The organism is Dyadobacter tibetensis Y620-1, from assembly GCF_000566685.1.
GTDB classification, from domain to species: Bacteria; Bacteroidota; Bacteroidia; order Cytophagales; family Spirosomataceae; genus Dyadobacter; species Dyadobacter tibetensis.
In genome coordinates this window covers 530,511-544,671 of record NZ_AZQN01000003.1, presented here as the reverse complement: position 1 = coordinate 544,671, position 14,161 = coordinate 530,511, and the positions used below count along the sequence as shown (strand labels likewise).

14 protein-coding genes are annotated in these 14,161 nt (G+C 45.0%); 1 reads left to right on the top strand and 13 read right to left on the bottom strand.

Annotated features, from left to right (window positions below):
• Window positions 1–49 precede the first annotated feature (49 nt).
• Window positions 50–907, bottom strand: a complete 858-nt coding sequence (locus tag X939_RS0109395; protein ID WP_025763003.1) for a 3-keto-disaccharide hydrolase — start codon at window positions 905–907, stop codon at window positions 50–52.
• A 485-nt stretch (window positions 908–1,392) separates the two neighbouring features.
• Between X939_RS0109395 and X939_RS0109390 the strand changes: the two genes are divergently transcribed.
• A complete protein-coding gene (locus X939_RS0109390) occupies window positions 1,393–2,712 on the top strand; it encodes a cryptochrome/photolyase family protein (protein WP_025763002.1) in 1,320 nt (439 codons plus the stop codon).
• 46 nt (window positions 2,713–2,758) lie between these two features.
• Here the strand turns inward: X939_RS0109390 and X939_RS0109385 are convergent, their stop codons facing one another.
• The 12 genes from X939_RS0109385 to hisA all read right to left on the bottom strand — a co-directional run bounded on the left by X939_RS0109385 (window position 2,759) and on the right by hisA (window position 14,120).
• Window positions 2,759–4,084: a M16 family metallopeptidase gene (locus tag X939_RS0109385; protein WP_229236036.1), complete on the bottom strand. Its 1,326-nt coding sequence runs from the start codon at window positions 4,082–4,084 to the stop codon at window positions 2,759–2,761.
• A 32-nt stretch (window positions 4,085–4,116) separates the two neighbouring features.
• Window positions 4,117–5,271, bottom strand: a complete 1,155-nt coding sequence (gene porV, locus X939_RS0109380; RefSeq protein ID WP_025763000.1) for a type IX secretion system outer membrane channel protein PorV — start codon at window positions 5,269–5,271, stop codon at window positions 4,117–4,119.
• 106 nt (window positions 5,272–5,377) lie between these two features.
• Window positions 5,378–8,719: a type IX secretion system sortase PorU gene (porU, locus tag X939_RS0109375; RefSeq protein ID WP_025762999.1), complete on the bottom strand. Its 3,342-nt coding sequence runs from the start codon at window positions 8,717–8,719 to the stop codon at window positions 5,378–5,380.
• 10 nt (window positions 8,720–8,729) lie between these two features.
• Window positions 8,730–9,359, bottom strand: a complete 630-nt coding sequence (locus X939_RS0109370) for a SprT family zinc-dependent metalloprotease (RefSeq protein ID WP_025762998.1) — start codon at window positions 9,357–9,359, stop codon at window positions 8,730–8,732.
• Between the two features lie 67 nt (window positions 9,360–9,426).
• Complete coding sequence (locus tag X939_RS23775; protein WP_198034386.1) at window positions 9,427–9,603, bottom strand: PG1828 family lipoprotein; 177 nt, start codon at window positions 9,601–9,603, stop codon at window positions 9,427–9,429.
• A gap of 151 nt (window positions 9,604–9,754) precedes the next feature.
• Window positions 9,755–10,519 carry a phosphoglycerol geranylgeranyltransferase gene (locus tag X939_RS0109360; protein WP_374754298.1) on the bottom strand — a complete coding sequence of 255 codons (765 nt, stop codon included), beginning with the start codon at window positions 10,517–10,519 and terminating at the stop codon, window positions 9,755–9,757.
• The gene (locus X939_RS0109355; protein ID WP_025762996.1) at window positions 10,509–10,964 is read right to left on the bottom strand and encodes a hypothetical protein; all 456 of its coding nucleotides are present in this window, start codon (window positions 10,962–10,964) and stop codon (window positions 10,509–10,511) included. Before X939_RS0109355 ends, X939_RS0109360 begins: the two co-directional genes overlap by 11 nt.
• Before the next feature lie 92 nt (window positions 10,965–11,056).
• Window positions 11,057–11,395: a phage holin family protein gene (locus X939_RS0109350; protein WP_025762995.1), complete on the bottom strand. Its 339-nt coding sequence runs from the start codon at window positions 11,393–11,395 to the stop codon at window positions 11,057–11,059.
• Window positions 11,396–11,463: 68 nt separating this feature from the next.
• Window positions 11,464–11,799, bottom strand: coding sequence for a phage holin family protein (locus X939_RS0109345; RefSeq protein WP_025762994.1), 336 nt, complete (start codon window positions 11,797–11,799; stop codon window positions 11,464–11,466).
• Between the two features lie 14 nt (window positions 11,800–11,813).
• Window positions 11,814–12,461, bottom strand: coding sequence for a bifunctional phosphoribosyl-AMP cyclohydrolase/phosphoribosyl-ATP diphosphatase HisIE (hisIE, locus tag X939_RS0109340; RefSeq protein WP_229236035.1), 648 nt, complete (start codon window positions 12,459–12,461; stop codon window positions 11,814–11,816).
• Between the two features lie 95 nt (window positions 12,462–12,556).
• The gene (gene hisF, locus X939_RS0109335; RefSeq protein WP_025762992.1) at window positions 12,557–13,330 is read right to left on the bottom strand and encodes an imidazole glycerol phosphate synthase subunit HisF; all 774 of its coding nucleotides are present in this window, start codon (window positions 13,328–13,330) and stop codon (window positions 12,557–12,559) included.
• 67 nt (window positions 13,331–13,397) lie between these two features.
• Window positions 13,398–14,120 (bottom strand): 1-(5-phosphoribosyl)-5-[(5-phosphoribosylamino)methylideneamino]imidazole-4-carboxamide isomerase, encoded by a 723-nt coding sequence (gene hisA, locus X939_RS0109330; RefSeq protein WP_044198876.1) that lies wholly within the window; start codon window positions 14,118–14,120, stop codon window positions 13,398–13,400.
• Between the last annotated feature and the right edge of the window lie 41 nt (window positions 14,121–14,161).

Here is a 14,161-nt window from a genome sequence, read left to right as displayed (position 1 = left end):
AAGGATGCCAGCAGCTTAATGAATTCAAAAAAATATCCTCGGCAATTAACTATTTTTTCCTTTTATAATTGCACAGGCTGTTATCCGCTTTTACATAATAGCTCTTATAGTTGGTCGCTTTAGGATCCATGCATCCTTTTAGATCCAGAATCTCCACTTTGCGAAACTCCACGGGATGGCTTTCACTTTGCAAAGAAATGGTTCCATGATCGAGTAGCTTACCGCTGGTAAATAAGGAAGGGTCATGCCCGCTTACATTTCCGCCCCCAAGCTGGGGGTTCTCATAAGAGAGCACCATTTCGCCATTCGCAAAATGCTGGATCAGAGAGTCCCCTAAAACGAGCACTTCTGCGCGCACCCATTGATCGCCATTATAGGTTTTTGATGTAGAATTTACACAGTGTTGCGTCAGCAACTTTCCATCCTTAACTACATTGGTACCCGGCGTACAAAGGTTGCAGGTGGTACGAACCTTATCGTTTCCTCCAAGTAGTTGCACTTCTATAGAGGCCGGAAAATCCTGGTCTTTCCCCATGCTGCTGGCGGGTTGTCCGTGTACCATTATGCCACTGTTTCGCCATGCCCAGCCTTCTCCATTAGGAGCCTGCTCGCCCACAAACCGGTATTCTACTGCAATGCGATAGTAGGAGAATTCTTCCTTATAAAAAATATGTCCGTATTTTCTGGCGAAATCATCATATTGGTCATAGCGAACAACCATTTTACCATCTTCCACACGAAAGGTATTTCCAAAATTATCATTCAGGTCATTACCACGGATCTTTATATCCCAGCCATCCAGGTTTTTTCCATTAAACATTTGCTTCCACTCCTCTTTATCGGCTTTCTTCTGTCCAAAAGATAGGACAGAAACCAGAAGAAATGACAGACTCATTAATACTTTCATGTCAGTTAAGGTTAGATTCCAATTTATTAGTACTGTTTTGGGTATGCAAATTAAGCATAAATAAAAGGGTTCTACCATTAATTTACTGGATGAAAGTCAGGATCGGTAGAAAAAAATGGTTATCACTGGTCAGATAATTGTAGCGGTTAATGTCATTTTTAACACTTACCATATGCTTCTATATTCCAACTATTACAGATCGTGTACTCCACCTTAGGAAATGTAATGTACCAGTCTCTGTGAGCAATGGTGGATACACCCTTAAGGATGATTTTATTCATTCGAAACTACTTCCTGTTTGCGGATGTTGGCTTGTATGAAAAGACTGATATTCGCATGGTCCGAGTGCGGATAGCTAGAAGTATTTACAGTAAATTCGCAATTGAACTATTAAAAGTAAAGTCCGCAGGGACTGGGAGGAGTGCGACAGAAACATTAAAAATCTGACAGTAATAGCCTCTCCACCTGACTCAACTGACACCATCATGAAGAACGACAAGAAACCCAAAGTGGCTATTTTCTGGCACCGGCGTGACCTACGCCTTGCCGATAATGCTGGCCTTTACCATGCACTAAACTCTGGCCTTCCTGTATTACCTCTTTTTATATTTGACCGTAATATACTCGACAAACTTACCAACCGTCACGATCAGCGAATCACATTTATATATGATCAGCTAATTGATTTAAAGAAAACCCTACAGCAAAAAGGTTCGGACCTTCTCGTCCGTTATGGAACACCCGATGCCGTTTGGCTGCAAATATTAGAAGAATATGATGTCAGGGCCGTTTATACCAATCGGGACTATGAACGCTATGCCATAGAGCGCGACGACCAGATTGCCGCCATTATGAGCCAGAGCAGCATTCCATTTTACACTTTTAAGGATCATGTAATTTTTGAAAAAAGAGAGATCTTATCGGGCCAGGGCACTCCTTACACCGTATTTACCCCTTATAGCAATGCATGGAGAGCACGTTGTACCGATTTTTATCTGAAGTCCTATCCCAGCGAAGAACGGCTGGACAGATTATGTAAGGCATCAGATTTGCCTTTTCCAACGCTGGCTCAAATGGATTTTACCCATACTAACAGCGCCTTTCCTCAAAAGAAGGTATCTCCAGACCTGATGGCAAGCTACGAGGAGCAACGGAACTATCCTGCGCTTCAAGGCACCAGTCAAATAGGCATACACCTCCGTTTTGGAACGATAAGTATCCGTTCGCTTGCAAGAAAAGCCAAAGAAACGAGCTTCACCTATCTCAATGAGCTCATCTGGCGGGATTTTTACCAGCAGATATTGGCTAACTTTCCCCATGTGGGCGAAGGAAAGGCCTTTCGCTCTGCCTATGACCTGATTGGGTGGAGAAATAACGAGGAAGAATTTCAGTTATGGTGTGAAGGCCGCACAGGCTACCCCTTGGTTGATGCGGGCATGCACGAACTTAATACAACGGGTTATATGCACAACCGGGTCAGGATGGTCACTGCAAGTTTTTTAGTAAAACATTTGCTAATCGACTGGCGCTGGGGGGAGGCTTACTTCGCGGAGAAATTACTGGACTATGATTTTGCTGCCAATAACGGTGGGTGGCAATGGGCGGCTGGCTCCGGTACGGATGCGGCACCTTACTTCCGTATTTTCAATCCAGCAGCACAGGCTCAAAAATTCGATGCAAAAGGGGAATATATCAAAAAATGGGTTCCGGAACTCAATAGTCTTTCCTATCCTTCGCCCATTGTGGACCATAAATTTGCCAGGGAACGCTGCTTAAAGACCTATAAAGAGGCACTTAACCGGTAATCGGCCTTGCATCGGCTGTAACTAGCCGATGCAAGGGAATAACTAGTTACTTTCCTCCTACAACTACTTCTACCATTTCTGCGGGGTTGAGATAGGTCTTTGCCATTTGCATCACTTGCTCTGCAGTAGTAGCATGGATACTATGAATATATTGTTCGAAAAAATCTTCTGTAAGCCCTTCGAGCAAGATAGTTTTGCGCTTATCGGCTATTTCAAAGGCCGTGTTCAAGGAACCGGCCAACTCACCTGCCATAAAGTTTTTGACCGTTTGAAGCTCGTCGACACCTACCAGTTCTGTCTGAAGTTTCAACATTTCCTTTTTGATCTCATCAATCGTCTGTTGCGTAAACTCCTTTTTTACGTCTGTGCCGATCATCAGATATCCCGCCTGGGACATATTGAGCATATGCGAGGAAATACCATAAGTAAGGCCTTTTTCTTCCCGAATATTCTTCATTAATCGGGATCCGAAGTACCCGCCAAATATTTCATTGGTCACCAACATTGGGAAATAATCGGGATGGGTGCGGTTAAATAGAACACGTCCCATTCGTATGGAGGACTGCACACTATCCACTTTCTCCACCATGAGTTGCTGACCCGCATATTCAACCTGGGGAGTGGTTATTCGCACAACGGGAGCAGGGAGTACCGGTAACTCTCCAAGCCGTTGGGCTACCAGCTCCACGGTCTCCTCCGACACTTGGCCCGCTAACACGACCGTACAGGCTCTATTTTGTATAAAAGCTTCATAATGTGCCAGAATATGCGCACTCGTAAGCTCCTTAATTTCACTTTCCAGCTGTATTTTCCCATAGGGATGCTCCTTCCCAAACAAGGCACGTTTCAGGGTAGTGCTCGCTAAATAGGCTGTTTTCTCCAGATTGACCCGAAGGTTTTGAATTGTAATATTTTTTAGTTCTTCCAACTCATTTTGCGGATAATCCGCATTTTGCAGCAGGTCGGTAATTATATCGAGCACTTCAGGAATGAAGCGCGTCAGACAATAGACAACAATGCCCACGCGATCGGCACCTGCAGTTAATTCGGTAAATGCCCCAATTCGTTCAAAGGCCTCACTTATCTCCACAGATTTACGATTCTTAGTACCTTCCGCCAGCATTTTCACTGCAAAGTAGGCCGCATTAGGTTCCGCTTCGTACCAAGTTCCCGCATTGAAAATACATTCTAAACGAACAACCGGCTGCTCTCCTATATTGAGAACGAGCATGTTCATCCCATTGGCCAATACCGCGGATTCGCTTGGGGGCAATACAATATCTGTAATTACTTGAAAATCGGGTGTAAGGGTACGGTCGAGTTGCATATCAGAATGGTGTAAAAAAGCGAATGGCACCGTAGTCGGTACCATTCGCAAAATCTTAAAAAACGTATGGTAAAATATTAAATGTCAGAATCCATGATATCCAGTTTCTCCGCCTTATTCAAGTATAAACCTAGAGAAATCCGTAAGGTCTGTGCCAAAGGACTATTCTGTTTTACAGGGAATAGATAGGCGAAGTCGATGGCATAACGATCCTGGAAACGGATACCAGCTCCCGCAGTGAAGAATTTGCGATCTCCTTTATTCTTATGTTCGCCGAAATAACCTGCACGAAGGGCGAATATATCGTTATACCAGTATTCTGCACCTCCCATGATCGCCACTTCCTGAAGCTCCTCCTTGAATCCGTCTGGAGCATCACCGAAAGAGCCAAAAGCACCTGCCAGGGCTCCCTTATCGTTGATATTCGTTCCATTAGGAGTCGGTACCATGAGCTTAACCCCGTCTAAGACAAAGTTAAATTTGTTACGCCCATCGGCTGTAAACGATAATCCTCCCCCTACTCTCAAGTTGGTAGGCAGAAAGTTCTCGGTTCCTGAGCCAGAGCCATAATTTACCTTTCCTCCCAGATTGGAAACCACCGCCCCCAACGAATAGGTTAGCTCGCTGCCGGTATCAACATTTTTGAACTGCTTCTTATAATAAGCGCTGATATCTCCAGCAAAAGTCCGGGCAGGCTTCACCGAAGCTCCATTAATTAGAGCGGTACCGGTTAAGTCCGAATTAATCCATTTCATGGTCAGACCCATCGAGAAGTTTTTCCCAAGCTGACGGGAATAAGTTCCACTAATAGCGAACTCTTTAGAAGTATAAGTTCCCATCTGAGTACCAAAGGCATCCCTAAGATCGAGCTCACCATTGCTGAAATAGTTTACTGAAAGGGCCACGGCCTGACCTTTATCAAACTTTTTGTATGCCGATAGATATCCCAACCACATATCATCTACCAGGTTACGCAGCCAAGGGGTGTAGGATGCCGATACTCCAAAATCCTTTTCATTATAAGGCAATTTGGCAGCGTTATAATAGGTCGCATTGGCATCAGCACTGGAAGCCACCCCGGCTTCGCCCATAGCGGCCCCTCTGGCGTCGGGAGCGAAGGTCAAAAACTGCAAAGGAGAGTGAGGCACCCGCAGCGTGTCTTGTGCCTTAACCAGTGTAGCCCCTGAAGTTAATAAAAATAATAAGGTAAACTTAACAAAATTTGGTCTCATATAAATTGGATTTGAGAAAGGAAGTGCGTTAGATCAGCTTCTTTTAAAGGGTCAAAAATACGATGAAAGATAGTTATTATTAAAAAAAAATTCGTTTTATTGATTCTTAGGGTGAGCGCATGATTCTCCCTGAGCTTCTTGCCACCGTATAATCCTTTAGTGATTTGATAGATAGCATGTATATATACAATTGATTGATGTGCAATCCGTTTGTTAGGGCTTGGGCTGTTACTCTTTCCTTCAATTTTGCCGGTGCGTTATAATAGATCCATTTTTCCTCCCCAATTACTTTACCTGAAATAGTCAGCACTTTCAATTCCAACGCTATATCTTCGTCGACCCTGTTATGTTCCAAATCGAATGACCAGTCATTCTGGAATGGATTGGGGAATATCACCAAGTCGGTGATGGCGACGCCTTTAATGGCTCCTACCTCAAAACCGAACGTTATTTTTGATGAGTTATTATAACTATCGTAAACTTTTACCGTAGCCGTATAGGTCCCCTGAGGCAAGTCCTTAAAGGGATATACAATACTCCCGGCTGTAAAATCATCCAGCTCGGCTCTATAAAAATCACTCAAATCTATCTCCAGCGTGTCATTAAGCGTTAAGGTCAGCCCACGGCCGTAGGGGCTCCCCACCAGGTTAATACCCTCTTTATCCCTAATACGAACCACCATCACGGAACTAGGATCTACAAGGTCGCCATCTCGAAACGAAGGATCGTTCATATAGGCTGCCAATTCGGTCGGAGTATCAGCCTCTTCGATCACCTGCCCCCCAATGAGTACGGGGCATTGCCCCTGAGCTTCTTCCTCTCCTCCTTCCGATAAAGCATACGCGCTCATACGGCCCCACCCAACATCAGTACGTGCATCCATAGGGACTATAAATACCAGTTCGAAAAGGCCACCCCGGACGCTAACGGTACCTTCATATAGTTTATCTCTATTATCTTGATACTCCATTTTTTCACCTTCGTCACCAAGAGTAGTAAAATTTCTAAATTTATCGAACAATGTCAGATATACTTTTCCATTAAAATCCTTATCAATCGTTCCGGTCTCCCCCCAGGTAACCTGACCCGACAGGCACACGGTTTCACCGGGACGGAGGGTATCTGGAACCGTATGCCACTGAACAAGTCTGTTCCTGTCGATTAGTAGCATGGAAGGATCACCTAATAGGGTGAAATTGCGGTTCAAACTCCCTACCAGTGCATTATTCTTTGTCTGGCGAACCAAGTCACCCAGTCTTAACTGGCCAGAAGTCTTGGCAAGGGTGTTATAAAGTGCTTTGTTGAGTGTAAAATTTGTACTGGCATATACCGGGCGTGTGGTACTGAGCGCAGCAATAGCGGCTCCCCTAGGGCTTAATACCATCAGTTCGGCTCCTGAAACCTGTGCCATATCGTCATAACGCCCAAAATCGCAGGTGGCTGTTACCAAAACGGGGAGATTATTATACCCTCTGGCGTAAATCATATCGGGAAGGCTGAGGATTTGTTCCTGAGCCCAGCCATTAACTCCCCCATGACCCGTGTAATTAAGGATCAGGGCTCCCCGGTCAATAGTCGACTGAATGAGCTTAGAAGCTTGTGGAGCATGCTGCCCGGAGGCTGCGTTTGGCTGCGGATATTCGTCAATAAATATTTTCTGCGTTAGAAAATCCGCATCAATAAGGTTAGCCAGTTGACTGGCATGCGACTGGTGAATTTCCCCGTCCCCGTCGTCTGCCACAAAAGTAATCCGGCTGCGCCAAGGGCCTTTAGAGTTTGAACCCTGGTAATTAATTAATTTATCTACAACCTGCTCGGCCTCTTCTTGATTGCGCACAGGCAGACGCCCGATACCAATATCCAGAAGATGATCTCCGGCTACTGTTTCCCCCCAGTCTCCCTCATCCCTATCCAGAAAACCGAAATAGTCATCAGAAGCATAGGTATAAATGGGCAATATTGACTCCCGGCTCTCATAAGTAGGCACCCAAGAGCCACGTTGAAAGGGGGTCTGATTATTGAGATTATTCTTATAATCGTATGTGGCATCGCCAAAGAGTAGTAAATATTTCAGATTCCCAGCTTGATAAATATCACGAAGAAAGTCACGGATGGCGGTAGGATCTACTTTGCCGGAAGCATACTGATTGAAAATTTGCGTGGTGGTCACCACCTGGCTTTCCAGTCCGTCGACCTGCTTCCTATGCTGGGCCAGGCGTTGGGCTTCCTTCCAGAATGGAGGAGCGGTCACGATAATAAGTTCAACATGGTCAGCAATCTTCAAATTCTGATTAGCAATCTGCTGTCCACTGACAGGAGGTGGTACTTTATCCTTATTAAAACCTATGAACTGCTGGTACTGGCTATGGCCAGCCTGCACAAAGCCTGCTCCTGACGGAGTCCACTCCAGCTGCTGAACACGGGGTTGTGAGGGAAGGGTGATATTCCAAAGCTGCCAGCTGGAGGAAGCTTGTGAAAAAAAAGTCTGCATGATATCAGACTTTGCCGGAAGAAAGTGATAGAATTGCTGCCGTGGGTAAGCCACCAGTTTGCGTCTGGCCTGGATACTTATGAAATCTAAAAAGGACTGAGCCGAAAGCTGCCCTTTACGATCGTATTCAAGGGTAAACTTCAGGCTGGAGACGGGGCTGGCTGCTAATCTGTAGTCAAATGATCCCCGATAGGGTGCCGCTCTGGCGGTATAGGTAGCTCCTGCCACTGTTCCGAAAACAGCCTCCCCCAGGGGCTGACCATTCAGAGCAACTTTGAGCGCGGTAGCTACCTGAGCAGAGGCAATAGCAGAAATATCGATGCGCAAAGAGGAAGCGGGCATTAAGTCGGGCATCTCTGCGGTTAGCGCCAGCGAAGAACCGCCTAGATATTCGCCCCACCAGTCGCGTCCCGATTGCAGTAGGTTATATCGCTCGGTTTCCTGAAACCAATAATCCACGTAATATTCTCGTTGCTCCTGATACATATCCGAGGTACTGGGGACAGCCGGGATCCTCAAACCGGGCTCAGCACCAAAGGTAATAAAGTAGAAGGTGGTATCGCAGTAAGGATTTTTCTGGTGCTCCAGTACATTCTCTCCGTTATTATAACGAACGGTATGTGGACTTTCTCCATAGAAATATAGGGCAACGGAAGCATTCCAGTGCCCATCCTCCCCCCCATCCAACCAGGCAGGAATCTCCAAGGGCCTCCCTGGTCTCTCGATGGCATTGGACTGAGGGAGTACCTGCCCTCCATTACCATATATTTTCAGGGTACGAGGGTCAACTTGACTGGCGTTCCAGCCAATCTTTTTTATGAAGTCCTGATCAATTTTATAAATTCCCGAATTCGTTATTCCCAGACGTGCCCAAGGGCCGGCAGCCAGAGGAAAATTATCTTGAGCCCATACTCTGCCATTCACCAAAATTCCTGAAATGGCCAGGAGTAAAGGCATAAAGGTGAATCTAATAATTTTCAGGTTCCACAAATACATGTGCAGGTATGGTATAGAGTTTTTCCGTCAGCTTGTCTAAGCAAAGCACTCTGGTCCGTCGTGCTGTTTGCCGCACGTAGGTTCTATTACGAAAAACGAAAGAACTCCCTTCCCTGAGGTCTAAAAGGGCAATTTTATTCTTATAGCCTTCCGATGGGGGGTCGTAGCGTTTCAGGGTAGTATAAAGGGGTATATGGGCCGAGGTTCTCGCTTTCGGATCCCGCATATAATCCAGCAAGGCTTCTAAAATATCTGCAGGAAAAATCTCTGAATTGGCCACAGGAGCAAGAAGCTTCCGGAAGGTTGATTTCCAGACCTGTCCATGGGGAGCCACTCGAGGTCCTCTCAAAGCCTTTCTTTCCAAATGAACCTGCAGATGCGCCATTTCATGTAGATAGGTAATTAAGAAGGCAAATGGATTAAGGTTACCATTTACACTTACCCGAAGTTCTCCGTTCGATTTCGCCGTAAAATCACCCAGTTTACTATCACGGGGCTTGGTAACTGCCAGTAGAACAGGCTGAGCCACAAACAATTTAAAACAATAATCAGCAGCGGCCTCGGGAACCCACTCTCCAAAGCGGTTTGGAAGTTTAGTCATACTATATAACAAAAAGAAAGCCCTATTGGATAGGGCTTTCAAATTTTTCGAAACCTGAGTTTACTGATTACTCAGCAATAACAGCAGTATCAGCCGCCATGGTAGTATCAACTGCCATAGTGTCAACTTCTACAGACTCAACAGAAACTGCAGTAGAATCAGCTGCTTCTTCAGCAGGTTTGCTAGTACATGAAGCAAATGCTACCATCCCGGCAACAAAAGCAAAAGCAAAGAATTTTTTCATTTCTTGGGTGTAATTAAGGTTCGATACAAAGGTAACACGAAAGAAATGACAATTCATAAATTTTGGGATTGTATTTTTCTAAGAACTTAAAATTTCCTTAGAAAATAATTAACCTCCTTCGAAAAATACAATTTTACAGCCTAAAAACCCATTACACTCCCTGGAGACTTCCATTAAATGCCTGGACAGCCGCTGCAATTTCAGGCAATAAATTCGGATTCTCTTCAATAGCATTCCCTACAACGATCACGTCGGCTCCCGCTTCGAGAGCGGCATATGCTTTCTCATAAGAGTTTATTCCACCCCCAACGATCAGAGGAGTAGTCACCGCATTGCGTACAGCCGCAATTACTGGGGCAGGCACCGGATGCATGGCCCCACTCCCGGCATCTAAGAAGATATTACTCAGGCCTAAAAGCGCTCCAGCCATGGCCGTGCAAGCGGCTATAGCCGGCTTATCTCGGGGTATGGGTGTGGTATTACTAATGTATGAAACCGTGGTTAGCCTGCCGCTCTCTATGAGCATGTAACCAGTGGGTAGTACCTCCAGACCACTCTTCTGAATCAGAGGAGCGGCAACCACATGCTGTCCTATCAGAAGCTCTGGGTTACGTCCCGAGATCAGGGAAAGCAGTAATATACCATCGGCCGACGGCTCTATATGCAAACTGCTTCCCGGGAATAGGATTGCAGGCACGGGCGTATGAACATGAATGGCTTTAATAAGCTTATCTATGGAATATTCTGTGATTAGGCTACCGCCTACAAAGAAATAATCCACCCCATGCTTTACGGCCATTTCTAGAAAATCCGGAAACAGATCGAAGTTAATTTTATCTGGATCGAGAAGCACAGCAAATGAGCGCCGGCCCTCCTTCCGTTTGGAAAGCAACTGTTCCCTGATATTATTGTTCATTTTTTTCATTCGCACTTGGGTCAGCCGCAATGTAATTCAAGAGTTGTTTGCGGGCCCAGCCTACCGCCAGGGTCCAGGCTATTCCTTGAGCAGCTTTCAAAACGTCCTGCGTCCCTTTTTTGACTCGCTTTTTAGATTTAGAAACAGGAATTTCTTCCGTTTCAACAAAATATACTTCGTCTTTATTATTTTCGGATTCCGACTTTTCCTCTTTTTCCTTAGGTAAAAGGGCATTCATGACCAGATATGTACCGACAACGATACCCCCAACAATCAGGGCTTTCTTTCCTACTTCCGAAGCCTCTTCTTTAAGCCCTTCCAACTGTTGGTCAAGCCTATCTTTAAAAAGGCCTACCTCCATTTCTAGTTCCTGTTTCTGGGCTTCAGTATCCGACGAAAATGGCTTCGCCGATATTTTTGATGTCAAATCTGTTGATGTACTCATCTCTAAACTGGTTTATGGATGAACAGGGCATTTTCAGCATCTTGGGCCAAAATTAACAATTAGGCTCGAGTAAATATCCCTGGCTGTATAAATTATTCTTCCTTCTTGGACATAATGGTGGCTATCAGATTACTAAGCACCCCCAGGGTCCATTTTCTAAATCCGATCCATATTGCCAGTTTAAGCAGTGCGGCGCCTAACAGGATAACATATCCCCAATAAGGGCTATCCAATACTTCATTGAGATAATTACCCAATAAGATTAAGCCCAATACCAGGGCTACCAGGAAAATACTATAAAGCAATATACCATAAATAACCATTACAATGGCCTGCTCGATCCGTCCACGGGTCTCAATCTTAAATAAGTCGAGGCGCGTTTCCAAATATCGGAGAATGGTATCTTTTATTTCGTCGAGTTGATTCATCATATAGTGTATGGATTTTGTTGATGCAAAATGGGTTGATTAAGCTTTTACCTTGTGGTAACAGATTGTTTCTAATCTAAAAACATACCCAATACTGTGGATACGACCGTCATAATTATACCAAAAAATAATGCCGCTATAAATCCGTCGATGCTAAAACCGTCCACCAGATAAGCGGCTAACAGGATCATAAGGACGTTCACCACGAAGTAAAATAGTCCCAGCGTAAGGATGGTTAAGGGTAGCGCCAAAATTTGGACGACAGGTCTAATAAACGTATTTAAGAATGCGAGGACTAGCGCCACGATAACGGCCGTAATGGTGCCGTCTACATGCACCCCTGGAACCAGATTAGAAGCAACCAGTACGGCCAGTGTGCTAATAAGGAGACGTATAATTAAGGACATATATTTATTGGGTATTAAGCGTGTCTACTACGAAGTACGCTAATTACGTCGTCTAAGTCAATGTTTTTTTGTTCTAAAAGCACCAGGAGGTGAAAAAGCAGATCGGACACTTCTCCTTTGAAAAGATCATCATTGGCATCCTTAGCTTCTATCACTACTTCAACGGCTTCCTCTCCTACTTTCTGAGCGATCTTATTGATTCCCAGGTTGAATAAGCTTGTCGTATAGGATTTTTCATTCGGATTCAATTTTCTATCACGTATAACTTCCTTCTGCAAATAGTTAAGGAAAGCAGCTTCTCCGCGTTTGGAATCCTTTTCAACCACTTCATTGAAACAGGTGTCTGCTCCGGTATGACAGGTCGGCCCTATTGGAGATGCTTTGATCAAAAGCGTATCGCAATCACAATCTACCAAGATTTCTTTGACTATCAGGAAGTTCCCAGAGGTCTCTCCCTTAGTCCACAGGCGTTGTTTGCTTCTGCTAAAGAAGGTTACTTTCCCCTCAGCCTTCGTTTGGGCAAGGGCTTCTTCATTCATAAAGCCTAACATCAGAACTTTATCGGTATGCACGTCTTGGATAATCACAGGCGCCAGGCCATCAGGCGATTTATCGAAAGTAACCGTCCGTTCGCTTCCGCTCATTTCATTTAAGTTTTCCATTTTTAATTTTTAGTCCCCAGTCCGGTTATATTTTCCATTCCCGGGTATTGCATGGGGTAATATAAAGGTATTTATTAAAAAAAATCGATCCAGCACTAATGGGTGAGGCGCATAGGCAAACCCTTATCGGTAAGATACTGTTTGAGATCGGGGATAGTCATTTCATTAAAATGAAATATACTGGCAGCCAGACCAGCATCGGCTTTCCCGTTGGTAAATACATCATAAAAATGATCCATATTCCCTGCGCCGCCAGATGCAATCACGGGAATATTAGCCGCAGACGACACGATGGAAGTCAGCTCGAGGGCAAAACCATCCTTGGTACCATCGGTATCCATGGAAGTAAGCAGGAGCTCACCCGCCCCCCGTTGCTCTACCTCTTTTGCCCAGGCAATGGTGCGCAGCTCTGTAGCTTGGCGACCGCCATGGGTGTGGACGATATGCTCTCTGCCGAGCGGAGTTTCTATAAAACGGGTATCTATTGCCACAACAATGCATTGACTCCCGAACTCTCTGGCCAGCTCATCGATCAGGCCTGGATTGCGAACAGCAGCGGAGTTGATCGAAACCTTGTCGGCTCCAGCATGTAATAATGCCGAAACATCTTCTTTGGTAGAAATACCCCCTCCAACTGTAAAAGGAATATTGATTGTATGCGCTACCTTTCTTACCAGGTCTATAAAAGTAGATCGACCATCAACGGTAGCTGTAATGTCCAGATACACCAGCTCATCGGCTCCATGCTCGGCATACATAGCCCCCAGGGCAACAGCATCTCCGGCATCCCGCAGATTCACAAAGTTCACCCCTTTCACCGTGCGTCCATCTTTTACGTCCAGACAGGGGATAATTCTCTTGGTCAACATAAGTTTCTCGATTCAACGATGGATTATAAAATAAAAGTAGGGCTCTCTAGTCCCTATTGGGGGCTGGCTAACTAACAAAAGGCCTCAGCTCACTTAATTTAATACGATTTTCGTAAATCGCCTTACCTATAATCACCCCGTAAATATTCATTTCGGCAAGATTTTCTACATCTTTCAAGGTACTCACACCCCCGCTGGCAATGATTTGCAGCTCCGGGCACTTATCCTGGATATTTTTATAGAGATCAAAAGAGGGACCTTGAAGTAGGCCATCTTTGGCCACATCGGTACTGATCGCATAAGTCACTCCTTTCTGAACATATTGTTCTATAAAATCGTAAACCCATAACTCTGTCCCTTCTTCCCAACCACTCACCGCCACCTTTTCATTTCTGGCATCGGCTCCTAAAATAATTTTTTCCCCACCGTAATTTTTAAGCCAGGTTTCAAATAAATCTGGTTTTTTGACGGCGATACTGCCACCGGTCACCTGCTGCGCACCACAATCGAAGACCATACGGAGGTCATCGTCCGATTGAACCCCCCCTCCAAAGTCCACATGCAGGCCCGTTTTTGAGGCTATATTTTCCAGCATTTTCCAATTGACAACCTTCTTTGCTTTGGCTCCGTCAAGGTCTACCAGATGCAGGCGCTTAAGTCCGGCATCTTCAAATTCTTTGGCTACCTCCAGAGGGTTTTCATTATAAATGGTTTTTTTACCATAATCCCCCTGGGTTAATCTTACACATTTGCCGTCGATCATATCGATGGCGGGTATTATTTCAATCATATTCTAAATATTGCAAATAAGGTATACCTGATGGTCCGGAT